The sequence below is a fragment of the Clostridium sp. CTA-5 genome (genome assembly GCF_054768135.1).
The window spans coordinates 105,394-130,701 of the sequence record NZ_BAAAAT010000001.1 but is presented as its reverse complement, the minus strand read 5'-3'; the positions used below and the strand labels follow the sequence as shown (position 1 = coordinate 130,701).

At 25.9% G+C, this 25,308-nt stretch carries 18 protein-coding genes and 1 riboswitch; all 18 genes read right to left on the bottom strand.

All coding sequences use genetic code 11. The annotated features are described in order from the left end of the window. Positions 1-462: 462 nt before the first annotated feature. Positions 463-885: a hypothetical protein gene (locus tag ACYUET_RS00540; protein WP_460277088.1), complete on the bottom strand. Its 423-nt coding sequence runs from the start codon at positions 883-885 to the stop codon at positions 463-465. Positions 886-1,035: 150 nt separating this feature from the next. Beyond that, the gene (locus tag ACYUET_RS00535; protein ID WP_460278220.1) at positions 1,036-1,902 is read right to left on the bottom strand and encodes a radical SAM protein; all 867 of its coding nucleotides are present in this window, start codon (positions 1,900-1,902) and stop codon (positions 1,036-1,038) included. A 489-nt stretch (positions 1,903-2,391) separates the two neighbouring features. Next, positions 2,392-3,507, bottom strand: coding sequence for an anti-sigma-I factor RsgI family protein (locus tag ACYUET_RS00530; protein ID WP_460277087.1), 1,116 nt, complete (start codon positions 3,505-3,507; stop codon positions 2,392-2,394). A 1-nt stretch (position 3,508) separates the two neighbouring features. Next, on the bottom strand, positions 3,509-4,003 hold the full coding sequence (locus ACYUET_RS00525) for a sigma-70 family RNA polymerase sigma factor (RefSeq protein ID WP_460277085.1): 495 nt from the start codon (positions 4,001-4,003) through the stop codon (positions 3,509-3,511). 401 nt (positions 4,004-4,404) lie between these two features. Next, on the bottom strand, positions 4,405-5,391 hold the full coding sequence (gene amrS / locus ACYUET_RS00520) for an AmmeMemoRadiSam system radical SAM enzyme (protein WP_460277083.1): 987 nt from the start codon (positions 5,389-5,391) through the stop codon (positions 4,405-4,407). A gap of 3 nt (positions 5,392-5,394) precedes the next feature. Further along, positions 5,395-6,804: an AmmeMemoRadiSam system protein A gene (gene amrA / locus ACYUET_RS00515; protein ID WP_460277081.1), complete on the bottom strand. Its 1,410-nt coding sequence runs from the start codon at positions 6,802-6,804 to the stop codon at positions 5,395-5,397. A gap of 259 nt (positions 6,805-7,063) precedes the next feature. Then, positions 7,064-9,412, bottom strand: a complete 2,349-nt coding sequence (locus ACYUET_RS00510) for a sensor domain-containing protein (RefSeq protein ID WP_460277080.1) — start codon at positions 9,410-9,412, stop codon at positions 7,064-7,066. A 135-nt stretch (positions 9,413-9,547) separates the two neighbouring features. Next, on the bottom strand, positions 9,548-10,363 hold the full coding sequence (locus ACYUET_RS00505; RefSeq protein ID WP_460277078.1) for an EcsC family protein: 816 nt from the start codon (positions 10,361-10,363) through the stop codon (positions 9,548-9,550). A gap of 283 nt (positions 10,364-10,646) precedes the next feature. After that, complete coding sequence (locus ACYUET_RS00500; protein ID WP_460277076.1) at positions 10,647-11,264, bottom strand: HAD family hydrolase; 618 nt, start codon at positions 11,262-11,264, stop codon at positions 10,647-10,649. Positions 11,265-11,290: 26 nt separating this feature from the next. After that, on the bottom strand, positions 11,291-12,322 hold the full coding sequence (locus ACYUET_RS00495) for an ROK family protein (RefSeq protein WP_460277074.1): 1,032 nt from the start codon (positions 12,320-12,322) through the stop codon (positions 11,291-11,293). 587 nt (positions 12,323-12,909) lie between these two features. Then, positions 12,910-13,638 (bottom strand): ABC transporter ATP-binding protein, encoded by a 729-nt coding sequence (locus ACYUET_RS00490; protein ID WP_460277072.1) that lies wholly within the window; start codon positions 13,636-13,638, stop codon positions 12,910-12,912. Further along, entirely contained in the window at positions 13,619-14,623 is a 1,005-nt protein-coding gene (locus ACYUET_RS00485; protein ID WP_460277070.1) for an ABC transporter substrate-binding protein, read from the bottom strand. The genes ACYUET_RS00490 and ACYUET_RS00485 overlap by 20 nt, the downstream gene beginning before the upstream one ends. 54 nt (positions 14,624-14,677) lie before the next feature. Continuing rightward, positions 14,678-15,442, bottom strand: a complete 765-nt coding sequence (locus ACYUET_RS00480) for an ABC transporter permease (RefSeq protein WP_460277068.1) — start codon at positions 15,440-15,442, stop codon at positions 14,678-14,680. Continuing rightward, a complete protein-coding gene (locus ACYUET_RS00475) occupies positions 15,414-15,704 on the bottom strand; it encodes a thiamine-binding protein (RefSeq protein WP_460277067.1) in 291 nt (96 codons plus the stop codon). The genes ACYUET_RS00480 and ACYUET_RS00475 overlap by 29 nt, the downstream gene beginning before the upstream one ends. 337 nt (positions 15,705-16,041) lie before the next feature. After that, positions 16,042-16,150: riboswitch (TPP riboswitch) on the bottom strand. A gap of 291 nt (positions 16,151-16,441) precedes the next feature. Beyond that, the gene (locus ACYUET_RS00470; protein ID WP_460277066.1) at positions 16,442-17,179 is read right to left on the bottom strand and encodes a TatD family hydrolase; all 738 of its coding nucleotides are present in this window, start codon (positions 17,177-17,179) and stop codon (positions 16,442-16,444) included. A 72-nt stretch (positions 17,180-17,251) separates the two neighbouring features. Then, a complete protein-coding gene (locus ACYUET_RS00465; protein ID WP_460277064.1) occupies positions 17,252-18,166 on the bottom strand; it encodes a DUF4886 domain-containing protein in 915 nt (304 codons plus the stop codon). A gap of 554 nt (positions 18,167-18,720) precedes the next feature. After that, positions 18,721-19,764, bottom strand: coding sequence for a sugar ABC transporter substrate-binding protein (locus ACYUET_RS00460; protein WP_460277062.1), 1,044 nt, complete (start codon positions 19,762-19,764; stop codon positions 18,721-18,723). 326 nt (positions 19,765-20,090) lie between these two features. Next, a complete protein-coding gene (locus ACYUET_RS00455) occupies positions 20,091-25,178 on the bottom strand; it encodes a S8 family serine peptidase (RefSeq protein ID WP_460277061.1) in 5,088 nt (1,695 codons plus the stop codon). Between the last annotated feature and the right edge of the window lie 130 nt (positions 25,179-25,308).

The window sequence follows — 25,308 nt, the reverse complement described above, 5'->3', positions numbered from 1 at the left end:
TATCTCCTCATTTTTAATAATTTTTAAACTTATAAATTTTAACCTACACATAATGATTATTATGCTAATTGTTAAAGGGTATTATCACTATATCTTACTAATTGATTAACATGTAATAATTCTATTATATTTAATTATAATTACATATTTATTTATCTTTCAGTAAAATTACATTTTTGTAAGATTGATATATTATTTAAAAACTAAAGCAGTAAGTAAATTAATGATATGCTTCCTGTCAAATAGACAGGAGCATATTATTAATTTTTGCCTACTGCTTTTTTAATGAGATTTAGAACATAGTTTTAGACCCTTTACCTGTACATCTGATAAAGACATTTTAATTGAACTTTTATATTACTAAAATCCCTAATGAGGTTAAAAGTTAAAATTATGTTTATTATTTTTTACCGTTTAACACACTTTTAATTATATTAAACACATATTAAACTTTCTTATTATTTATATTTCCAAATTAGTATCTGACATATTAACTGCAATAAAAACTAATAAAGCTGAAAAGGTATCTTTCCACGAACTTTTAATACCTTCATAATCTTGAGTTTCTTTTAATTTCTTCAATTCTTCTTGATAACGTCCATATTCTATTAGAAAAAATATGCCTGCTGCTATAGTATATATAGTATTTGTTTTTTTAGGTATTTCTTTTAAATTTTCATTATATAATCCACTAGACTTTTGATTTAATTCATCCTGAATTCTTATCATCTCATTCTTAACAAATTCTCTATTAAAAAGTACTGCTATAATAATGGCATTAAGTGTATTTAATATTAAATTATAATCAGAATACTGTTTTAATAATTCTGCCTTTTTTTCATAAGATAATTCTTCAGTATTTTGGCTTTCATCTTTATTATTCATATTATCAATTCCCAAAATTATTTAAACTTTATCTAATACTCAATATATGTAAATAGCTGTTCTCTGGAACTGAAATAATTAAAAGCTATGTTTTAACTGAATGTTGATATTGTAGTATCAACACTATTTTAAAACATAGCTTAAATTATTTTAAAGTCTTCTCTCTTCTTCTTGTTTTAATCTATTTGTTTCTTCATAATAACAAATTTTATTTAATAAGTTTTCCTTATCTTTAGGTAAAGTCCCTTTTAGCGAAATATAATTTGATGCATGATTACATCTAAATATCATAGGAGTATTTACATCAATATGTTCTATTAAAATCTTAGTTTCATTTAAGATTTCTTTATCATTTAAAACTTTAAATTCTTTATTTAAAATTTTATCATATAAACTTGTTCCTTTTTCTACCATAAGAGTCAGTACACCTAAATAATCAGGATTTATTTTAGTTATAAGTTCCCCAGTTTTAATTGCATGAATTTTACTATTCTTTACTCCTGCAATTCCTGCTATAACTGTTACTGATAATAATATTTTTGCACTTTTTACTCTATTGGCAGACATAATTAATTCTTTAGAATTTATCCCTTTATTTATATCATTTAAAACATCATCATCTCCACTTTCAACTCCCATATATATCATATATAATCCTAAATTTTTAAGATCATTTAATTCCTCTAGACTTTTAAGTAATATAGATTTAGGTGAACCATAAAGGGTTATCCTCTTACATTCTGGAAATACATCTTTTATATATTTTAATAATTCCTTTAAATCTTCAGTATTAATAATAAGAGCATCTCCATCTGCTAAAAATATTTTTTCTACATATCCATATAATTGCCTAAAATAAATTATATCGTTTTTAATATCTTTTAAAGGTCTTATAGTAAATTTCTTTGATTTATACATATTGCAAAAGTTGCATTTATTATGTGAACATCCTAGCGTTGCTTGTATGATAAGACTATTACTCTCACTAGGTGGTCTATATAATGGATAATTATATATAAATATCCCCCCTTAGTATATCTTTTAATTTTCATATTATAATTTTAACATAAAACATTTAATCTATATACCAAAGTAGCTACATTACACTTAAATCAACAATTCAAAAGCTTCTCTATAACCTTATATTTTTTAACTTTGGCTATGTTTTAAAACAGTGTTGATATTGTAATATAAGGGCGAACTGGCATTGGAATTTACTTTTTAGAACTCTTAATGAAGATTTGTCAAATTAATTGCTTGTCAACAATCTCTGATTGGGAGCATGCATTAATTGGACTAAGCTTTATTTTAGAGTTCTTAAAGTAAATTCCCCTGTCCATGAGCTTTATACTACAATATCAACATTCACTTAAAACATAGCCTTAACTTTAAAAATTTTAGACTTTACTATACATTAAAAAGTATTATCTCAAAAATATTTTTGTGTATTTGAGATAATACTTTTATTTACTTACTATGTTTAAATAAGTATTTATAACTTATTTACTATTGTTTATTTGGATTTTTATTTTGTGCATTTGATGAATTATTATTTTTTTCTGATTTATTTGAATTACTGTTTCCTTTATCAACATTATCTTGTTCTTTCTTTGAATTATCATTTTGTGATTTTAAAGAATTATTTTCTGGTTTGTTTTCATTAAATTCTTTATCTTTGTTTTTATTATTATTATTTTCTTTATCTTGCTTTTCTTTTGCTTCTTTCATATCTTTATTTAAATCTTGCTTATTTTTTTGTTCATTTAGAACATTATTTTCATCTTTATTTATTACATCATCATTATTTTCTTCAGTATTTATATTATTTTTTCTTAATTCTTTATTTTTCTTTTGTATTTCTTTTACAGAAGCATTTTTATAATCTTCTACTTTTATATTTGGATCTAATGTTTGAAGTTTTTGTATAAGATTTAATTTTCCTGGTGTTATTCCTAATTGTCTTGCTTCTTCTCTTCTTTGTAAAGCTACATTGTCTTCTTGAATTTCTGCTTCAATATTATTATTTTCTAAAACTTCATTTGTAGCATCTTTTAATGAATCTTGAAGCTTTTCTGAAACTGAAGTATCATTTGTAGCAGTTGTAATTGATATAACTGCATCATTATCAGGAGTTACATATCCTTTATCAATAGCATTAGAAACTAATTCCTCAACTGCATCATTAATATTCATACTCTTTAGATCTTCATTTTCTAATATATTATTACCATCTTCGTTATATCCTTCAACAGACACAACTTTATCAAATGCATTTACCCCTAATTCAACACTAGGATTAATATCAAGACTTACATAAGCTGTTGGTGTTGTAGCATAAGAGTATCCCCCTATTCCACATGTCATAATTCCTACTATTACTGCTGCACTTAAAACTAATTTTCTTTTCATAAAAAATCCCCCTAAAAATTCATTCATAAAATTATGGTTTTCTCTTTTGTTTGCATTACAATTTTCTTTTTTATTTTCAACTTTTTTCTTTACTGATTTCATAATATTTCTTTTAGAAAATGAACTCATTTGTAAATTAATATCATCTTCTAAAAGAATACTAGTATCTTTTATATTTATCTCATCTAATAACTCTGCTAATCTATCTTCCAAATTATAAAACACCTCCTAATATTTTTTTTAACTTCTGTAAACATCTAGATGCTTTTTTATCTATAGTATTAACTTTTAAATCAATAGCTTTAGAAATTTCCTTTGAACTTTGATTTAAATAATATTTTCTTATAATTATTTCTCTATCTGGTTGTTCTAATTTTTTTATTGCCTCTATCAATTTAGAATGTTCTTCTTTTTTAGTTACTAAATTAGTAATATCTTCATCATTACTAATATCAAATAAATCATCTATAGAAACATTATGAAAGTTTCTCTTCCCATCTTTTTTTCTATATAAATCTATAGCTTTTCTTTTTGCTATAACAGCTAAAAAAGCTTTAATAGATCCTTTATTAATATCAATCCTACTTCTATTATTAAATACATCAATAAATACATCACTTACACATTCTTCTATATCTTCTCTTGAATATATTCCTGAAATTTTATTAGCTACTATTGTATAAATAAGTGGCATATAACAATTCATCATCTCATCTAATCCCTTTTCTGGATCAGAGTCTAGTAAATTTAATAACTGAATATCAGTAATTATGATACACCTCCTTAAAAATCATCTTTTCATAATACTATTCGTATTATCTTAAAAAAATCTGACAAGTAAATTTATTTTTAATTAAGAAATTTTTCTAAGACTTATATATTTTAAAATGTTATTTAAATTCAAAATCTATAATGATATTTTAACCATCTATGTTTTAAAAAATTAAAAAAGATTTACAGTCATATTAAGTTTAGATATAACTATAAATCTTTTAAAAATAAATATTTAATTAAATAATTGTTATATAGTATTTATAATTGTTTCATATTTATTCGCTATTTTTTAGTGAATGTTGATATTTTAAAACATAGACTTTTTCTAAAACTTTTTTACAATATTATATTTATCTTTTCACCACATTCTTTACACTTATTTTCATTAGTTAAAACTTGAGTATTATATCCATCTCTCTTTATAAGTAACTTTCCACACTTTGGACAATACATATTATTATCTACGCCATTAACATTTCCAATATATACATAATTTAAATATTTCTTAGCTTCCTCTCTAAATTTTATTATTTTTTCTATTTCAGTTGCATCATTTTGCATCTTATATCTTGGAAAATATCTACTCAAATGTAATGGTATATTTTTATCTATATCCGATATAAACTTTGATATTTCTCTTGTTTCTTCTAATGAATCATTTTCATCACTAACTAATAATGTTGTTATTTCTACATGACAATGTTTACTACACGTTTTTATAGTATCTAATACTGGTTCTAATTTTGCGCCACAAATTTCATTATAGTATCTATTGGTATATCCTTTTAAATCAATATTCATGGCATCGATAAATGGAAGCAGTTTAATTAATGGTTCTTCATTTATATATCCATTAGTTACTATAACTATATTTATGTTTTTATCATATTCTTTTAGTTTCTTAGCTGCATCATAAATATATTCATACCACATAAATGGTTCATTGTAAGTAAAAGCAATACCCACATTATTTTCTACTGTAGATATAATTCTAATTAAATCCTCTATGCTAACATATTGAGTTTGTGGTTTATTTTGAGATATCTCATAATTTTGACAAAAACTACATGTCATATTGCATCCAAAACTTCCAATAGATAATATATTTTTAGAAGGTTTAAAATGATATAATGGCTTCTTTTCTATAGGATCAACTCCTGCTGAAGTTACCTCTCCATAATTTATTGCAACTGGTATCTTAGATTTTACAGTTCTAATCCTACATAAACCAAACTTCCCTTCTTCTAACATACATTTATGTGGACATACATTGCATCTAACTCCCTTATTTAGCTCATCATAAAATGATATTTTGCAATCCAAATTTTACTCACCTTCTTTATATCTTATAACCTCGAACTTTTCTATATTATAATTTTCATTTTGCCATAATCCTGCTTTTTCACATGCAATTTTTAATTGTTCTTCTATTGTGTCTACTCCTTCAAGATCTGGTAATAATAGTCCTCTTTTATATCCGTTACTAACTATTACTCCATATTTTTTAGGATTTAATTCTTCTTTTCTACAAGGCTGAGCATCCATAAGTACGTCTACAGATATTTCTATATCTTCTAATTCGCTTTCTGATACTGGTGCAAACCTTGGATCATGTATTGCCGCTTCTATAGAATTTTTTATTATTTCTTCAGCTATGTTATTGGTTGTTGGCAGTATAGTTCCAATGCATCCTCTTAAATTTCCAAACTTTTTTAATGATACAAAAACACCATGTTTTTGATTTAAAAGTTCATTAGATATATTAGATAAATCTTTAATTTTCTTTCCATGTATAAAATAATAAATTAAGTTTTCTCTTGCCAATTTTACATATGGATTTGAATCATTTATTTTTTTTCTTAAATTTTCTTCTTTCTTTTTTGCTATACACTCTAAAGTATTATTATTTCCATCTTCTAAATCAAATTTCATTACACCATACCCAACTCCAAAAGGTCCTTCATAAGATAAAATATTTCCTTTAATATTACTTCCTTCTGTCGCTCCAAGAAGTACTAAGATAGAATTTAATCCACACTCTCCTGCTTTTTCTATCATAGTTTTATTCATATTAAATATCTCTAAAACATTACCTTTTTCTAAGTTATTTAAAAGTTCTTTATCAAATTTTTCTCCATATGGAGAATATGAATATGGTCCCTCTTCCTTAAGTTTATGAGAAAGATCACCACTAGCTATAATTACAACTTTTCTATTTAACTCTTCTATTGCTTTTTTAATGTTCATACCAAACTTATACAAATTCAAATCTCCTATCATAGAATAAGTTATATGAACTAATTTATATTCTTTATAATATTTATTTACAAAATATAAAGGTACCATGGTTCCATGATCTAATTCATATTTTCTATTAAATTGTAATAAAAACTTTGAATCAACAGGTACTGCTGGAATTTCTTCATCTGCACATAATTGAATAATTTTATTATTAAGTTCCCTATCTATTGAAATATTCATTTTTATATTTAAACAATTAAATTTGCTTAAATCGCCACTAATTTTTTCTTCATTTGATATAGCTATAGCATCTGAAAACATAGTAGCATGTGGAGTTATAACTACTATTGTATTAGGTTTTATATCTGAGATTTCCTGAGCTATTTTATTACAGGAATTTAAAGTTGATTCAATCTTTTTTTCTTCACCTTTTCCAATATCCGGAATTATTATAGGTGGATGTGGCATTAAATAATATCCTAATATATTCTTCATGATTACACCTCTTATAATTTAATACAATCTTAGTTTTACATACTTTTTTATTACTATGCAATTAATATTCTTATTATATAATTTCCAATAAAGTTTGTTCATTAAAATAATAAACCATAGACTATACATATTGTACAATCTATGGTTTAATACTCTTTGTAATTTCATTACTAGTATATTTAGATATATTTTAAGTAGATTCCTCTATCTATGAGTTTTAACTATAATATAAACCTCTACTTAAAACATAGTTATTCTTTTAAACTAACTTTAATGCTTCTTTTTCTTCTAATGGTTTTGAAAATAAATAACCTTGAACATAGTCTACATTCATTTTATTTAATTTTTCTAATTGTTCTTTAGTTTCAACACCTTCTGCTACTATTGGTAAATTTAATGAATGGGATGATTCTATCATTAATTTTAAAAGTTTTATATATTCTTTTTTTACATCCATTCCCCATATAAAACTCTTATCTATTTTAATTATAGATAAAGGCATATTTACAATGTAATTAAGAGATGAATATCCACTACCAAAATCATCCAAACTAATCATTATTCCCATATCTTTTAGTTCTTTAATTTTGATTGTATTTTCTTCTATATTTTTAATTAATATTGTTTCTGTTATTTCCATTCCAATACAATCTATCTCTACACCTGTTTTATTTATTATTGATTTTACCTTATTTATAAAATCTTTCTCCATTATTTGGATTGCTGATATATTTACTGAAACCACAATTTTTTCTTTTCTATTTTCATTTATTTTTTTAGCAAATTTACATGCTTCACTCATTATATAATATCCTATGTCTATTATTAAATTACTGTTTTCCATGATCTCTATTATTTTAATAACACTGACATCTTTATATTTTTTATTCTTCCATCTGAATAAGGCCTCAAATCCTTTTAACTTTTTATCTATTGTATATTGAGGTTGATAAAATAATTTTACTTCATTTTTTTTAACTGCACATTTTAAATCTTTTTCTATATTTAAAATTAAATTCTTTTCTTCTTCTAATTCTTTAGTATATGTCATAAATCTATTTTTGCCTAATTCTTTTGATTTGTACATTGCTATATCTACTTTTATAAGTAATTTATCTATATCTGTTACATTATCTCCCATTCCTATTCCTATACTAACAGAAAAATCATGTTCTTTATACAAATGCACTTTTTCTAATATCTTTTTTGCCTTATCACATATAATTTTTTCATCTTCTACATCTTTAAAAACTGCTAAAAATTCATCTCCACCGAAACGGCATATAAAAGTATCTTTACAAATTTTTTTAAGTTCATTTGCTACATATATAATAATTTTATCACCAAAATGATGTCCATAATAATCATTTATATCTTTAAAATTATCAATATCTACAAGCATCATACCTATTTTACTATAATCAGTCTCTTTTTCCATATAATCATACAATGCTCTTCTATTTGCTATTTCAGTAAGTGCATCTGTAAATGCTTGTTTCTTTATTTCTTTTTGTGCTTCTTTAATATCTGTAACATCTACAAGTGCACAAGTAATTCCTATAACTTGATTTCCTATATCAAATACAGGTGTTTTATAAATTTCTACTACCCTAATTCCATTATTAGTTTTTATAATAGAATCAAACTTCATTGGTTCTCTATTCTTAATTACTTTCTCATTTTCATCATAGATTTTCTTTACGAGATCTTCTTTATAAACCTCTCTAGGAGTTTTCCCTATTAATTCATCAATGCTTAAATTAAAGTAATCTGCAAATTTTTCATTTCCATTAACATATATTCCATTTGCATCGCTTAACCATACTGGAAATGGTAAATTATCCATAAGTATTTGTAGTTTTGCATCTTTATTTTTTAAATCAGTGATATCTCTAGCAATGCCAATAGTTCCTATAACATCATCAAACTCATTTACTACTGGTGCTTTATACATATTAAACTGTTTAAATCCTTTTTTACCTAGAATTATTTCATCAAAAACTACTTGTTTTCTTTTATTCATAACCTCTAAGTCAAATTCTCTGCATCTATCCCCTACATTTCCATTCCATACATAATGATCTCCTCTACCTTTTACCTCTTCCATAGTCTTTCCACTATGCTCCATAAATTCATTATTTACTTTTATATAATTACTATCTTTATCCTTAAACCAAGCCATAAATGGAGTATTATTCAATAATGCGTCAAACTGTATATCTTTAATTTTAGAATTTTTTTCAGCTTCCATTAATTTAAGGTGATTATTAATTCTTAATTCTATTTCTTCTAAAATAAATGGCTTTAATATATACTCATTTGCTCCAACTTCTATATATTCTTTTAAGTCTTGAATATTCTCTTTATTTAAACATACTATTATTTCTACCTTAACTTTTAGAAATTGACTTCTTATCTTTTTTATACATCTAATACATTCTTTATGTCCTATATTAATATCTATTATTATTAAATTTATATCAGCTTCAATAACTTCATTTATATTTTTATGTATTTTTAATTTATATTTTTTATTCATAAACCTATTAGGTAACTTTAAAAAATCTTCTTCACTACTAGAAATTATAACTATTTGTCTTTTATTCATTCGTTACTTTTTCCTTTCAATATATCTTCCTTCAAGTAGTATAGCATAATTATATAAAAACATATATGCCTTTTCTTGCATATGGTTTAAAAGGCATATATGTAAAAAATTACAACTATTTTGTATTAAGATTTTTTAATTGTTCCTTATCTTATTTAAATATCTCTTCTTATATTTAATCTTTGCTATATTACTTATGTCTTTGATAGTTTTGTAATTGGTGATTCCTCCCACAATTCCAACTAAAGGTAACCCCTGAATAAATTTTGAAGTTAACATTGAACTTGCCATATATTTAGAACAATGCTCAGTTAAATCATCAAGACAATATTGTTTTACAATTCCATTGTCTATTTCTGACCCTATTAAGTCGATTTCTTCTATATATCTCTTTTGTGTATCCCCATTAGTTACAGCAGCACAAATAATATTTAAAATATATGCCTTTTCTTGATTAGTATCATAATTATATCCATATCCTAAACATATTTCATAAATAGTCTTTAATATAACACCGATAAATAATGGTATATCAGGTAAACCAATGCCTAATATACCCAGTGCACCTCCTTCTAAAATACTTATTGATTTATTTAAGATAAGCTTATTATTTGTCTTTCTATCTATCTTTTTTAAATTCTTTTTGGTTGTTTGCTTATCGAAACCATAATTATCTATATCAAATTCATTTTTTATTTTTTCTTTTTTATAACTTTTCTCAATAATACTAGTTCCTTTTTGAAAAACTATTTTAAACCCCTTTTCAAAAGCGCTTTCTAAAGTACTTTGAAGTTTTTTAGGTATTTTTTCTTCAACTTTTTGTTTATATGGATTTAGTTTATTTTTTATAAATCCATTTTCTTTTTTTGTTAGTATTTTTTCTTCTATTTTATTTATTTTATTAAATTGTTTATTTAATAACTTATCTTTTTTTGATGAATTATTTATCATAATGTCCACCTCACTAATCATTAATTTTATATATTTTAATACAAAATTACAAAAATGACTATAGAATCTTGAATTTATTTCATGCATATAAGTTTAATAAGCCATATATAAAATATTATAAAAAACTAATATATTTTATTTTAAGATAAATACCCCATAAAAAAATAGTTGATATTAAATATAAAAGTTCATGGGAAAATACCCTTTCACCATTATATTTAATATCAACATTAACTTAAAACATAGGAAATAAAATATTATCTTATTTAGAAAATCTACTTTTTTATAAAATTTTAAGAATATCTTTAGGCTCATTGAAATTAAACTTTGTAATAATATTTTCAGGTGATTTACATCCCCATGATGCCAATGCAAAATCTATTCCTGCACTTGAAGCACAATCCATATCATACTTAGTATCTCCTATATATATGGCCTCTGATTTATTAACATTTGATAACTCAATAAACTTTAAAATTGGATCTGGATTAGGTTTGTGTTTTTTTGTATCATCTGCACAAATTACTAAATCAAAATGATTATTTAAACCAAATGGTTCAAAATCATTTATATACTCAACTTTACTTTTTGAAGTAACTATTCCCATCTTTACATTTCTATTGCTTAATTCTTCTAAAGTATCTTTAAAACCTTCAAAAACTTTTATAGTATGAAAATATTCTTTTAAGTATTCATTCCACTTATTATTTACTTCATCAATATTATATATTCCCAATTGATTTAATGCTGCCTCTCCTGGAATTCCTAATGCAAATCTAAGTTCTTCGGTATCTACCTTTTTATTTAATTCCTCTAAAACTACTTTTTGAAGTGATGAAAGAACAGCTAACTCAGTATCTAAAATAGTTCCATCAATGTCAAATATAATATACTTATACATATTTTCTACCCCCATTTAAATTTTATCTATAAATTTTTTACCAATTTTATATTGTTATCTATTAAATTTAATAACATTTTATTAATTCCTTTAAAAGAAATGTCGATATCATCCTTAGCTATACATATTTCTGTTTTAATATTATTTTCTTTATAATTTTTCTTAATTTCTTCAATTAAATTGTATCTAAAGTCGTTTCCTCCTAACACTATTAATGAAGGATTAATTATAAAATTAATTGCTGATATTATATTTACTACTATCTCTATATACTCTTTATCATTTGGTTTGTTTTTCAATAATTCATTTACTTGTTGATTTCCAAATTTTATAAATCCAATCTCTCCAGCAAAATTATCTTTTCCTTTTACTAATTTGTTATTAATTATTATTCCTGCTCCAGCTCCTAATTTATTAAAATTAATGTATACCATATTTAAACATTCTTTTGCATTGCTTTTTTGATTATTTACATATTCATCTAAGAATCCTAAAGCAGCTGAATTTAAATCATTTTCTAAAAATACAGGTATATTATATTTTTCTTGAATATGTCTATTTATATCTATTTCCTTTAACTCTGAAAATGTTCTTCCAGACAAATATCCATTCTTACTAATAACCCCCGGCACACATATTCCTATTGCTTTTATATCTTTATTGTTTTTTATAAAACTATCAATTAAATCATCTATAATAACCTTATCTAAAAGTTCATTCGTTTCAATTTTATTGCTTTCTATAATATTACCTATACTATTTACTAAGTTATATATTAAATATTCTCCATTTATAATTATCGACAATACATAGCTTTTATTTTTATTTAGTGAATACCTTTCAGCTCTTCTTCCACCACTTGACTTATCTAATCCTATATTTATTATGTCATTACTACTTTGTAATTCTGATAATAACTTTCCAACTGTAGTTTGACTAATACCAGTTCCTTTAACAATTTCTGTTCTACTTGCACTCCGGTTATTTCTTATAAATTCTAATATTAATGAAATGTTTACTCTTTTTAATTCTTTTGGTTTACCAGATATTTTACTCATGTACATTCCACGCTTTCAAAACTTTTTAAATAAACTTTTTAAAGTTTATGTTTAAAGTATACCGTAAAAAATTAATAAATACAATATATTAATTTTTTATACAGCAAATTTTTCAAACATATGTATAAAATACAACCGATAACTTTTAGTTCGTTAGTTTTTATTTCTTTAACTTAAAACAAAATTGTAATTTAACTTAAAACAAAATTGTAATTTAATTTATTACAATCTATTGAATAATATAATTTAAAAAAATAAAGAATGAACTATTTTAAATGCATAAACATTATTTTTAAATAGTTCATTCTTTATTACATAGATGTGTTTTAAAATAGTGTGAATATTATAGTATAAGGGCGAACTGGCATTGGAATTTACTTTTTAGAACTCTTAATGAAGTTTTGTCCAATTAATTGCTTGTCAACAATCTTTGATTGGGAGCATGCATTAATTGGACTAAACTTTATTTTAGAGTTCTTAAAGTAAATTCTTCTGTCCATGAGCTTTATACTATAATATTCACATTCACTTAAAACATCACCTTCCTTTATAAATATATTTAAACTTAATTTTATTAAAAACAATTTTTAAGATTTCATTAAATTTAACACTTCTTTTTTTATTTTTATAAATTTATCATCTGTTACAATATCTTCTTCTCTAATTCCACCTAGATTAACATTAATTTCTCCCCTTATTACTGCTGGTTTTTGAGAAATTACATATATTCTATTTGAAAGAAATATAGCCTCTTCTATATCATGTGTTATAAATAATATTGTAGTCTTCATTTCTCTAATTAAATCTAAAAGCCACTTTTGCATTTTCTTTCTAGTTATTGAATCTAGTGCTGCAAATGGTTCATCTAACAACATTATATCTTTTGACGTCAAATAGGTTTTTAACAAATTTGCTCTTTGCTTCATTCCTCCGGATAATTGAGTTGGATATTTATATTCAAAACCTTTAAGACCAAATATATCAATATATTTTAATACTATTTCTCTAGCATCTTTCTTATTAGAGCCTTTAAATATAAGTGGTATTCCTATGTTATCTATTACCTTCTTCCAAGGGACCATCATATCTTTTTGATACATGTAGCTAGCATTGCCATTAACAACTATATCTCCACTATCCTCATTTATTATTTTAGTAATAATATTAAAAATAGTACTTTTTCCACTTCCTGATGGCCCTACAATTGAAATAAGCTCACCTTCTCTTACATTAAATGTTATATCTTTTAATATTTCTAACTCACCAAAGCTTTTTTTAACCTTTGCAAGTTCTATTTTATTTTGGTAAGAATTCATTTGTATAAGCCTCACTTGCTTTCATATCCTTAGTAATAATTCCATTATCTAAAAGGAATTTTGTGTAATTATCCCAAACACTATCCTTCATTTCACCCCATTTTTTTGCATCAGCCTTATATTCTTTAGCTAGGAATTTCATACTATCTATTGCTAAATTTTCATCAATTTCTGGCACTTTTGAAACTAATAATTTTGCACTTTCTTCTGGATTTGATATACATTCTTCATATCCTTTTGATGTAGCCGTTAAAAATTTCTTAACCAATTCTGGGTTATTATTAATCTGATCTTCTGTAGTTGCTATAATTGGAGTATAGTAGTTTAATGATTCATCTAATTCTCTAAGTGGTATATAATTTATATCAAAGTTTCTTTCCTTAGCTTCTATATTAGTCCATCCTTCAAAAACCCACTCAAAATCTATATTATTCTTTGTAGCTATAAAGAAATCTTCTGTACCTGCATCTACTTTCTTAAGTTTTGAAAAATCAGCTCCCCCTTTTTCCATTACAGTCTTTAAAATTGCTTCTTCACTAGGACTTCCCCATCCACCATATACTTTTCCTTCAAAATCTTTTACTGTTTTTATTCCCTTTTCTTTTGGTGATGCAAATCCTGATGTGTTATTTTGAATAATTGTAGCAATAGCTTTAACTGGTAATTGAATATCTGAAGTTCTAGCAAACGTTAAATCTTCTTGATAACTTATAGCAAAATCTGCTTTTCCAGCTGAAATTAATTGTAAAGCTGCACCTTCTGAGGGTTGAATGATTTCAACATCTAATCCTTGTTCCTTATAATATCCTTTCTCCTGAGCTACATAAATACCTGTATGATTTGTATTAGGTGTATAATCTAAAATTAACTTAACCTTTTGTAGACCTTCTTCCTTTGCACTCTTTTTAGTTGAATTGCATCCAACTAATCCAGTAGAAATTAATAATGCTGACATTGCTAATGCTAGTAATCTCCTCTTTTTCATAAATAGTCCTCCTTAAGTCTTAACTTATTTATTTTTACATGATTTAAATAATATCTAACCTTCTACTCTTTTCCATGGTGTAAATTTTCTTTCAATAAATGTAACTAAAATAAATATCCCCATACTAATTGCAACAATTACAATTATCGCTGCAAACATCTTATCTAATGCATATGAGCTTCTAGCTCTCGTCATATATACGCCAAGTCCTCTATCCCCTCCAAGCCATTCTCCAATTACCGCACCCATAATACTATAAGTTGCTGCAATTCTCATTCCAGAAAAAAAGCTTAGAATTCCATAAGGAAGTTTTAAGTGTAAAAACACCTTTAATTTTGATGCACCCATCAATTTAAAATGATTTATAAAATCGTTATCTACAGAATTTAATCCATCTGATATACTAATAACAATTGGGAAAAAGCATACTAATACTACAACTATTATTTTAGGTAAAGTTCCAAATCCAAACCAAATTATAAATAGTGGAGCTAATGCAATTATTGGTATGGTTTGTGATATCACAAATATCGGATAAAGAGTTCTTCTTATTAGTGGAATCATATCCATAAATATTGCTAAAATTAATGCTGATATTATAGCTAAAATAAATCCTACTATACCCTCATATATTGTAATTAATATATGAGGAAACATTATACTAAAATCGTTTATAAGAACCTTAATAATATCGCTTGGAGCTGGCATAATATATTTTTGAATTCCACCTAACAAAATAATTATTTCCCACAATATTAAAAGTCCAATAACAAAACTTAATGGTATTAACTTATCCCCTATATTTTTTAATCTTTTCATCAATTGTTACGCCCTCTTTTTTATAGTCAATCTTTACAATAGAAGCTACTCTAGATGCTCCCTCTTCTACACAAATTTCTTGTGCTCTTTTTACAATTTGAAGAAGAAAGTCTAACTCCCCTTCCATTGTTGTCTCCATCGGACCTACTTCATATTTTACCCCTGTTGATTGAATGTATTCTATAACCTTATCCACTACTGGATAGGTCATCTCATCTGGTACCTTTGGTATTACTTGTAAGCTCACATTACATACTGTCATATTAATCCTCCTAATTTTTAAACTATATTTTAAAACAAAATTATAATTTAAGTTATTTATTTTTTAATATAATTTCCTAAAGAATAAAAAAATCGCTAAGGCGACTGTGGAGCCGTCGATTTTTTTTACGCATCTGCCTTTTCGAACGTATGTGAGAAAAATCTGGCAGGCGAATATATTTTCTTTTTATTCTTTAGGTTTTATTTCTTAATCCTTAAGCAAAAATATAATCTAAGTTATTCACAGATTTAAAAAATATAATTTCCTAAAGAATAAAAAAAGCATAAAATCATCTAATCCAGACAATTTTATGCTTGTGGTTACTAATTTAATATTATACTTAAATAATACAGTCTCCCTACGTTGACATTATCCAAATCAGGTTATGGGTCGAAATTTCAAATAATTTCCTCTCAGATAGTTTACTAACTCCCCAGCTGTTATTATGTTATTATAAGTTAACTATATATTTTTTTTCCTATTGTGTCAATATAATTAATACTTTTTATTAATTAGTCTATACTATAATCTAATTAGGCGCCTGAAATAAAATAATAGCCTAAAGATAGTTTGTATATTCTATGTCAGACAAGAAAACAAACTCAGTTAATAGCGAGCTATTGGCTAAATTTGTTACTGCAGTATTACACAAAATAGACGAGTATACAGGTCTATTATTTTTTTCAATGTTACTTATATTTAAATAACTGCTAATACCTTAAAACATATCTTTTAATCTAAAGTTCTGTTAATCTAAAAAAATTCTTCTCTATAATTTTTGATAATTCTTCAATTGGAATTTTTTTTATTTTAGATACACTTTTCATAACATCAATTATTACTTTTGGATATCCATATTCTCCATTTACCCATTCTAAAGCTGTTGGTCCATCAGTTTCTACAAGTAATCTGTCTATTGGAATTTTAATTAACACTTCTTCTGTTAATTTTGAATATCCTATATCAACACTTATCGTAAAATAGCAACCTAATTTTATAAGATTATCTAAAGTTTCAAAATCACCACTATACCAATGAATAATTACATTACTATAATTATATTTTTTAAGAATATTGTAAATTTCTTTTTCTGCACCCTTTGTATGTATTGATATAATCTTATTCCTTTTAATACTTTCTTCCAATATAAAATTAAAAATTCTTCTCTGTGCCTTATAAGTTTTTTGGTCTTCTATCCAAAAAAAATCTAAACCTATTTCGCCAATCAAGTCACTTTCTTCAATATAAGGAACTAGATCTTTAAGTTTGCCCTGGTATTCATATGCCTTCCAAGGATGTATTCCAAAAGTTGCTTTAATATATTTGCTCTTTTTAGTATATTCTTTATTTTTTAAATAACTCTCTACGTCCATACCATTTGTAATAGTTAAAATTTTAAGATTATTAATTTCATCTATAGCATTCTCTATATTCTCTTTAAAAAAATCTAAATGAGTATGTGCATCAATATACATTGTTTTCTCCTAATAAGTTTTTTATTTTATAAACTTATTTACTATTATAACTAGTTTATTTATAAATTTCTATTAATTAAAAACAGTATCATTTGCTATTTTTTGTAACTTTAGTGCAGTATCTGAATCTAAATCAGCTGTATATTCAAGTCCAACTGGCGATTCATCATAAAGAGTTGCATATAAAGTACATGATGCTAAATATGTTCCATAAACACTAGGGTGCATTAAATCTTCTTCATCCCATAAATTAATTTCAGGATATTTTTCTGCACATCTCATAAATGCTATACCTGCTGGAGAAAGAAGTGAATCCAACTCTTTTGAAATAGAGAAATAACTATTAGCTATTTGTGTTTGCATTTCTTCTCTTGTTGTTTTTTGATTTATTCCAAATTCAGATAAATCATCTCCATTTTTATACGCCCATGTCATAAAAAATGCAGTTTGTCCATTTCCAGCTTTTATTAGTTTATCAAGTTTCCTTGATGCTGGATACATGCTATTATCAGCATCTACCGTTGGAATTCTGCTTTGCTCTTGTAAAACTACATAATCCCACTGATAATTTTCTAAAGCATCATACGCAATTGCTCCTACCTCATCTTTTTTATCTGCAAATAATTCTAAGCGATAACACCCTTCTGAAAGATCATAAATATTAGGACTAATACCTCCACTCTCTGAAAGTTTAGTAAACATTGATGGTAAATCATTTACAAATAAAAAGCTATTACCTAAAAATAATATTGAAGGATTTTTATTAATAGGCTTGTTTGGTTTTTTTAATAGTAATTTTTTATTAAAATCCATAATCATATTTTCACTCTTACTATTAGTTTCTTCTAAATAAGTTTTGGTTTGCTCATTTTTAGACTCTGAACTTAAACCTAAAGATTTATCTTTAGAACATCCAGAGAATAATAATACAATCACCAAAACATATGTACAATATAATATTCTTTTGTTTAAATTTAATAAATTCATTAAAATACTCCTATCTAAAAATTTGCATACAAATAAGTTTTCGTTGTTATTTTTGTATACTTTAGTACAATTATTAGTATTTTTGAACTTTTAATACATATATTCATATATTTCCCCCATAAATAAAAACTTTTAAATTACTTCTACACTAACTTAATTAATTCTATTTTTTAAGTAAATTTTATAAAAGTTTTATGTATAATGTTATTAAATTCTACTAAAATATTTATTGTATTTCTAATTTTAATTTTTAATATATATTCTAATTAATTTAATGAACTTATAATTTTTTTTATTTAATTTTTATAAAAGGTCCATACCTGTATTAATACTATCCACTTAGAATTATATATATAATAAATTTTCTATATAAGTTTTTCACTATACTCGTTGATTAATGAATAAACTTTATTGGAACTTATATATTTATCTAACATATAAATCTACTTATAAAATAAAAGAATTTTTGATTTAATATATTCCATAAATATCATTAACCCCCATGATAGTAATTGTCATGAGGGTTAATGATATAAGTATACATTATTTTATACTTATATATTGTAAATTTCTTCTTTCTTAAAATATCCACTATTTATAAGCTCACTATCTATATTATTTTTGTCTATAGCTATTGGGTTAACTAGAATTAAAGGCACATCTATTTTACCATTATTTATACTTCCACTTATATCTATACTTTCTCCATTAACTAATTTTATTGCAGTATCTATAGTAGCCTTACCCAATTTTTTAGGATCTTTAAATACTGTCATCAATTGAGTTCCTTTGATTATTCTTTGAAGAGCATCTAAATCTCCATCTTGACCTGTTACTACTACTTTTCCTGCTAACCCCTGTGCTTGTAGTGCTTCAATTGCTCCACCTGCTGTACTATCATTTGGTGCTAATATACCATTAATTTTATTGTTATTATTAATTAAAGACTGTTCAACTATCTTAAAAGCATTCCTTGGATTCCATTTATCTACCGCCATGTCTGTAACTATTTTTATATCACCTTTATCAACTAGTGGTTGTATATATTTCATTGCTCCTTCCTTTAATCCTTTAGCATTATTATCACGTGGATCTCCTGACATAATAATATAATTTCCATTTGGAACTTTCTGAGTAAGGAAACGACCTTGAAGCTCTCCAACCCTTATAGTATTAAAAGATATATACATATCTAAATCGCTATTTTCTATAATTCTATCAAAAGCTATTACTTTGATTCCCGCTTTGTGAGCTTTTTCAACAATACCTGATGCAGCTACTGAATCTACTGGTGCAATAATTAAGATGTCTATACCTTGTGATATTAAATTTTCTACTTGTGAAATTTGTTTATCTGCATCATCATCAGCATTTTCTATTTTTACTGTAGCTCCTTTAGATTCAGCATATTTTTTCATATACTCTTTTTCTATAACCCATATCTTTTGTTTTTCAGTAGGTACAGATATACCTAATACTAATTGCTTTCTCTTTATAATTTTATTTATAAAATCAATATCTGAATTATTTTCATTTAAAATCTCTTCTTCTAAATAACCAACTGGTATCAAAAAGTTTTTCGGTATCGATAAATACATAGCTTACCACCTATTTAATTACTGTATTACTAATTATTATATTCAGCTTATTAAAACATATTGCTAACTAAAATCATAATAATTTTTATATTTTAAAATCTAAAATTAATAGTCTCCTATATTGTTTAATTATCTTCTTAAGCTATACAGGAGACTTATTAAATATAATTTATATTGCAAAATTTAGGCACATGAAAATAAATAATAAGTCCAGAGTTGCAATGGATATTTTTCATCAGGCAAGGATATGAATTGTCCTCATTGCGTGCCTATTAGGTCAATTTGAAAAGGCAGCATGATGGAAAATAAGCTTGCAAATAGACTTGTTATTTTTTTGATTGTGCCTTAGGTAATCTTATAAATAAATTACCTACATAATATTCATTCCATGTTTGTTTTGTTTTTATATTATAATTATTATTTTTATCGTCTTTTCTTAATCTGATATTATCAAAAACACCTTTTAAATTAAGCATCCCATATCCCCATTGAGGATTAGGATATACATCTCCTGGTCGCTTTTCAGCACCTCTAATTAGATATGTTTTTAATTTTTCAGCATACATTTCAATATCATTTCCATCAACAATTCCCCATTGAAATAATAATGCACAAGATCCTGCTACAACAGCTCCTGCTACACTCGAGCCTGTAATAATTGCAGTTTTTCCTCCTACAGTGGTTGTAATAGCGTTTATTCCTGCTGCTGCTATATCTGGTTTTACCATATCATTTCTTGTGTACCCTCTGCCTGATTGTGGAACAATAGAATTATTATTTTGATTATAGTATGCTGCTGTTATTACACTGCTTGAAGTTCCTGGTAGCATTAATGTAGTATATGGATTGGGTCTAATAAATCTTGTTTCTTTTGCTATAAGTTCTTTTTGCAATATCCAAGAATCATATTTTCCAACCACAATAAATTCTCCTATAAGCTTAAATTGCCAAATTCCTTCTCTGATGTCTCTTGCCATAATAAGTATCTTTTGATCTCCACTAATTTCTTCTGGTATAAAATATTCTACTGTCATTTTAGTTTCTTCATATACAAATTCTATATCTGTTACTTCTTTAAGCTTTGGAGGTATTCTTTTTATAACTTCACCTGTAGGAGATGTTATTGAAAGTGATACTTTATCTGGTTTTGAAATCCATATTTCAATTCTTATATCTTTTTGATCTGCTCCTATTTTAAGCTCTATAATAGATATATCTCCTGCCTTTTTTATCACTCCTGAAGTATGAGTTGAAGTATTTCCTTGATTACCTGTTGGTGCCACTACTGCCACTCCAATATTTCTAGAAATTACCTCTGAATATCTTTCAACATAAGATTCTCCAGTATGTGGTCCTATATTAGTGCCTAATGGAATATATATTACAATTGGTTTATTTAAACTAGAAGCTAGTTTAAATAAATATCTAACACCTAAAAATACTGCAGTATTTTTATATGAAACTTCATTTCCATAAATAGCATAAGTTTTTCTAAAAACTTCATTTCCAGGTCTAAGATTTACAACTGCTAAATTACATTTTGGTGCTACTCCTACAAGTTCTGGATTAACCCCACTTGCAGCTACTATTCCTGCAATTTTTGTTCCATGTCCTATTTCATCTTTAGATGCTACAATTGAATATGGATCTCCTCCTTTTTTCTTTTCTTGTATTGCTTTATTTATATCATCTTGAGTATATATAGTTCCTACTGGTTGTCCAACTGGAGGAGTTTTACCATCAATATTTTGATCATAAATGCCTAATATCCTAGAAGTCCCATCTTCATTTATAAACTCCTCATTTAAGTAATCTATTCCTGTATCAACTATTCCAACAATAACACCTGAACCATTTAATTGTAAAGATTCATTCTTATGAAACAATGTAGCCTGTGAAACTACTACTGGAGATATCTCACATAAAGTTAAAGGTGACCCTGGATCTATATATACTATTTCTGGAGTTGTTTTTAATACTTTATTAACTATCTCATATGGCAACGATATAAAAGCACTTTTTTCATCTAGTATATATACTTGTGAATTTGGAAACTTTTTCATTGCACCAACTATATCACCCTTATATTCCACCATTGTATTTACGTTATTCTCTAGCAAAAAATAATTTATCTTTTTCTCTGTTGGTATTTCCCTACTTTTTTCACTTTTTAATCCTCTAATATTATCAAAAATCCCCTTTACATTTAACATCCCATATCCCCACTGAGGATTAGGATAAGTATCTCCTGGCCTCTTATTAGCTCCTCTTATTATATAAGTTTTTAACTTTGTAGCATACATTGTTGTATCATTTCCTTGAACAATTCCCCATTCAAATAATAATGCACAAGCCCCTGCTGTTATAGCAGCTGCTACACTTGAGCCACTAACAGTTTCAATTCTTCCTCCTACAGTAGTTGTACGTGCATTGATTCCACCTGCTGCTATATCAGGTTTAATCATATTATCTCTAGTATATCCCTTTCCTGATTCAGGTAAAATAGAATTATTATTTTGATTATAAAATCCTACAGTTATTGCTCCTTTAGATGTTGCTGGAGTAGTTAATGTTGTATCCGATATAGGATTTAAAAACTTTGTATTTGGTGCTATAATTTTTCTTTGAAGTATCCAAACATCATATTTTCCAACTACTATCAATTCTCCTATAAGCCTAAATTGCCATATACCTTCTCTTATATTTCTTGCAGTTATAATTATTTTTTGTTCTCCGGTTAATTCTTCAGGTGTAAAATATTGTATAGACATCTTAGTTTCTTCATATAAAAAACTAATCTCTATTTCAGTCTTAAACTTTGGATATATTTCTCTAATAACTTCTCCTGTAGGAGAGACTATTGATAATCCTATTTTATCTGGTATTGACATCCATATTTCAATAAATATATCCTTTTGATTTTTTCCTATTTGTATTTCTACAATTGCTTGATCCCCTTTATTTTTTAATATTCCAGAAGTATGAGTATCTGTATTTCCTTCATTACCTGTTGGAATTACAACTGCAACCCCATTATAAATAGAAATTTCATTTATATATTTTTCAGTAAATGCTTTTCCATTATGAGGACCAATATTAGTTACGAATGGAGAATATATTACAATAGGTTTTTTTAATTCAATCGATAATTCATATAAATATTTTATTGCAAGTATTAAACCTGTTGTTTTAAATACAGGTTCATCCCCATAAACTCCATAATCATCTCTAAAAGTCTTAAACGCATTTCTAAGCTTTACTATTGCTAGATCACATCTAGGTGCTGCGCCGATTAAATCTGGATTAGCTCCTCTTGCTGCAATTATTCCTGCCATCTTTGTTCCATGTCCTATTTCATCCTTAGATGGTACGATTTCATATGGATCCTTTCCATCTTTTTTAGCTTGTATTGCCTTATTTATATCTTCATTTTTATATACCGCACATCTAAGTGGAGATTTATTATCTGGAATTCCTCTATCCATAAGTGCTACAATTCTAGATGTTCCATCTTCATTTATAAATTCTTCATTTAAATAGTCTATTCCAGTATCAATTATGCCTACAATTACACCTGAACCATTTAGTGGCAAATATACATTATTATGAAATACAGTTACTCCAGATGCTTCTATTGGTGAAATATCACAAAGTGTAAGAGGTGCATCTAAATCTACATACACTATTTCAGGTGTTAATTTTAATACTTCTTTATAGATTGAATATGGTGTTGTAATCAATGCACGTTTATCATCTATTATGAATACTTCAGTGTTAGGAAACTTATTTATAGCCTTGATAATATCACCTTTATATTCTATTAAGACAATATTATTATTTACATCAAAAAAATAGTTTTTATTTGAATCAACAGAATTTTGTTTTTGAATCTCTTGTCTACTTTCTTTCTCTTTTAATCCTCTAATATTATCAAAAACACCCTTCATATTTATAGCTCCATATCCCCATTGTGGATTTGGATATATATCACCTTCTCTTTTTGATGTCCCTCTTATTAAATATGTTTTAAGTTTTATTGAATACATTGCTTTATCTTTTAAATCAATAATTCCCCATTGAAATACAAGTGCTGAACATCCAGCCACTACAGCAGCTGCTACACTTGATCCACTTATAAATTTTTTAGTTTTTCCTCCATATAAAGCTAAGGCGTTAATTCCTCCTGCTACTAAATCAGGCTTTATTCTACCATCTCTTGTATATCCTCTACCAGAATCTACTACAATAGAGTTATTAGTTTGATCATAATATCCAACTGTTATTGCATATCTTGATGTTGAAGGAATCATCAATGTCTCTTCTGGATTAGGACTTAAAAATTTTGTATTAGGAGCAATTATTTCTTTCTGCGGTAAATACGCATCATACTTTCCTATATATATTATTTCTCCTAAAAGTTTAAAGTTCCATATACCTCCAGTTATATTCAATGCTGTAATACTAATTTTTTCGTCTCCACTTATTTCTTCTGGTTTAAAATATTGAATAAACATTTTTGTTTTTTCATATATAAAATTAATCTCTGTAACTTTTTGACTTGTTGGAGGTATTCTCTCAACTATTTCTCCTGAAGGCGAAGTAATTGATAATGTAAGCTTATCCGGTCTAGAAATCCAAATCTCAAATCTTAAATTTTTTTGATTTTCATCAACTATAAGTTCAATGTTCCCAACATCACCTTCTTTAGCAATTACTCCTGATGTATGAATATCTGCATCTCCTTCATTTCCAGTTGGTACAACAACTGCAACTCCTCTAATTCTAGAAATTTCATCTATATACCTCTCATTAAGAGCTAACCCATTGTGACCTCCAATGTTATATCCTAAAGGGAGTAATATTACAATTGGCTTTTTTAAATTAATTGAAAGTTCATATAGATATTTAAGTGCTAAAAATATTACAATACCTGAAAATACTGTTGCATTCCCATATATATATGATTCATTTCTTAATTTTTGACTTGCAGGAAGTAACTTTACAATAGCTAAATCACATCGTGGTGCTGTTCCTAAAAATTCTGAATTTGCTCCTCTAGCTCCAACAATTCCTGCCATATTAGTACCATGACCTATTTCATCCTTAGAAGGAACTATTTCGTATGGATCTTTCCCATCAATTTTAGCCTTAATTGCATTTGTTATCTCTTCTCTTGTATATTCACTTCCTATTGGTTGATTAGTAGGTCTTTTTCCTGTATTAATACTTTGATCCCAAATAGTGAAAATTCTCGAGGTTCCATCTTCATTAATAAACTCTTCATTTAAATAATCTATACCAGTATCTATTATTCCAACAATAATTCCTGAGCCATCTAATGGTAAATATTTATTGTTATAAAACTGTTGTGTTCCTGATGCTTCTATTGGCGAAATAGCACATAATGAATACACAAATGTTTTATTTTCATAAATAATTACATCTGAAAGTTTGGAAACTACATCATCTACACTTATATCCTTAACTGATAATAATGCACGATTTTCATCAATTATAAATACATTAACATTTTTTATTTTTTTT

Excerpts from the sequence above, each read along its gene's own strand:
- ACYUET_RS00485 (WP_460277070.1), bottom strand. The coding sequence starts at position 14,623 with ATGAAAAAGAGGAGATTACTAGCATTAGCAATGTCAGCATTATTAATT.
- ACYUET_RS00505 (WP_460277078.1), bottom strand. The coding sequence starts at position 10,363 with ATGATAAATAATTCATCAAAAAAAGATAAGTTATTAAATAAACAATTT.
- ACYUET_RS00540 (WP_460277088.1), bottom strand. The coding sequence starts at position 885 with ATGAATAATAAAGATGAAAGCCAAAATACTGAAGAATTATCTTATGAA.
- ACYUET_RS00475 (WP_460277067.1), bottom strand. The coding sequence starts at position 15,704 with ATGACAGTATGTAATGTGAGCTTACAAGTAATACCAAAGGTACCAGAT.
- ACYUET_RS00525 (WP_460277085.1), bottom strand. The coding sequence starts at position 4,003 with ATGATGAATTGTTATATGCCACTTATTTATACAATAGTAGCTAATAAA.
- ACYUET_RS00460 (WP_460277062.1), bottom strand. The coding sequence starts at position 19,764 with ATGTATTTATCGATACCGAAAAACTTTTTGATACCAGTTGGTTATTTA.
- ACYUET_RS00510 (WP_460277080.1), bottom strand. The coding sequence starts at position 9,412 with ATGAATAAAAGACAAATAGTTATAATTTCTAGTAGTGAAGAAGATTTT.
- ACYUET_RS00480 (WP_460277068.1), bottom strand. The coding sequence starts at position 15,442 with ATGAAAAGATTAAAAAATATAGGGGATAAGTTAATACCATTAAGTTTT.
- amrA (WP_460277081.1), bottom strand. The coding sequence starts at position 6,804 with ATGAAGAATATATTAGGATATTATTTAATGCCACATCCACCTATAATA.
- ACYUET_RS00500 (WP_460277076.1), bottom strand. The coding sequence starts at position 11,264 with ATGTATAAGTATATTATATTTGACATTGATGGAACTATTTTAGATACT.
- ACYUET_RS00470 (WP_460277066.1), bottom strand. The coding sequence starts at position 17,179 with ATGTATATTGATGCACATACTCATTTAGATTTTTTTAAAGAGAATATA.
- ACYUET_RS00490 (WP_460277072.1), bottom strand. The coding sequence starts at position 13,638 with ATGAATTCTTACCAAAATAAAATAGAACTTGCAAAGGTTAAAAAAAGC.
- ACYUET_RS00465 (WP_460277064.1), bottom strand. The coding sequence starts at position 18,166 with ATGAATTTATTAAATTTAAACAAAAGAATATTATATTGTACATATGTT.
- ACYUET_RS00495 (WP_460277074.1), bottom strand. The coding sequence starts at position 12,322 with ATGAGTAAAATATCTGGTAAACCAAAAGAATTAAAAAGAGTAAACATT.